Origin of the sequence: Actinoplanes sp. NPDC051633 (assembly GCF_040681735.1) — a bacterium.
Classification (GTDB): Bacteria; Actinomycetota; Actinomycetes; order Mycobacteriales; family Micromonosporaceae; genus Actinoplanes.
Genome location: NZ_JBFAZH010001556.1, coordinates 1 through 1486 on the forward strand (window position 1 = coordinate 1; position 1486 = coordinate 1486).

Annotated in this window: 1 protein-coding gene; it reads left to right on the top strand. The window is 71.7% G+C overall.

What is annotated here, in order from left to right; translation table 11 throughout:
- Positions 1–1404: NAD(P)/FAD-dependent oxidoreductase (locus AB0M20_RS43090; protein WP_364307236.1), on the top strand; the 1404-nt coding region annotated here is incomplete at its 5' end.
- Between the last annotated feature and the right edge of the window lie 82 nt (positions 1405–1486).

Here is a 1486-nt window from a genome sequence, read left to right on the forward strand (position 1 = left end):
CTGGGGCTGATGCCGCCGGAGCTGCTGCGGATCCTGGACGTCGACATCCCGGTGCTGCGCCGGGACCCGCACTACTTCCTGCCCGCGCCGGGTCCGGCCGGCTCGCCGTTCCTGCTGTTCGGCAGCGACCGCGCCGCGACCAGGGCGCAGATGGAGCGGTTCTTCTCGCCGCGCGACGTCGCCGCGGACGAGGCGATGGCGGTGGAGATCGCGGCGTTGCGGGCCGATCTCGCGCCGGCCTGGCTGGCCGAGCCGACCTCGATCGAGCAGACCGCCGAGCGCTACATCCGCCCCCAGCTGCAGAGCACCTTCATCGACATGATGCGCGGCTCGGTCGCCGACTACCTGTCGCGGTTCGGATTCAAATCCGAGTTCCTGATGAGCATGTACGCGGTGACCGACGGCATCTCCGGCCTCAACGCGGGCCCCGACGACCCCGGCACCGGCCACAACTTCCTGGCGCACAACATGTGCCGGCTGCCCGGCGCCGACGGCACCTGGATGATCGCGCAGGGCGGCATGGGCGCGGTGTCGCGCACCTTCGCCGACGCGGCCCGGCGCGCGGGCGCCGAGATTCACACCGGCTCGCCGGTCAGCGCGGTGACGGTGGAGGGCGGCGCGGCCAGGGGCGTGGAGCTGGCAGACGGCCGGAGCATCACCGCGCGGGTCGTGCTCGGGTCCTGTGACCCGTACTCCCTGATCGATCTCGTCCCGTCCGGGGCGCTGCCCGCGAGCCTGACCGACCACATGGCCGCGATCAAGCGGCCGGGCACGACGATGAAGGTCAACCTGGCGCTCACGGACCTGCCGCGCTTCTCCTGCCTGCCCGACGATGCGCCGTCGCCGTTCGGGTCGACGATTCACCTGCTTCCCGGCTCAGCGGGCCTGGCGGGGCAGGGCGAGGGCGACTCACCGATGGCGGCGCTGCGCGACATGTGGGCCGACGTGCAGGCCGGCCGGCTTCCGGAGGAGCCGACCATCGAGTGGTACCTGCACACCACCGTCGACCCGAGCCTGCAGGACGAGCAGGGTCACCACTCGTCGGCGCTGTTCGTGCAGTCGGTCCCCTACGAGCCGACGGGCACGACGTGGGACGAGGCGCTGCCCGGCTACGTCGACAAGCTGCTGGCCATCTGTGACCGGTACGCGCCCGGCACGAGCGACCTGGTGGCCGACATGATGCCGCTCACCCCGCCCGGCATCGAGAAGCACTTCGGCATCACCGGCGGCCACATCCACCACGTCGACAACACGGTGGCGTTCGACCGGCGGATGCCGTATGCAACGGGCCTGGACGGCCTGTACGCCGGATCCGCCGGCGCCCACCCGGCGGGCAGCGTGATCGGCGCGGCCGGCCACAACGCGGCCCGCCGGATCCTGCGTGACCTAGGCCGTGTTTCGTAGTCCGGCCGAGTGCGAGGCGAGGTCCAGAGTGTGGCTGGCATCGGGCGCGACGCGCCCAAATACCGGGGTTGTATTTGGGTGC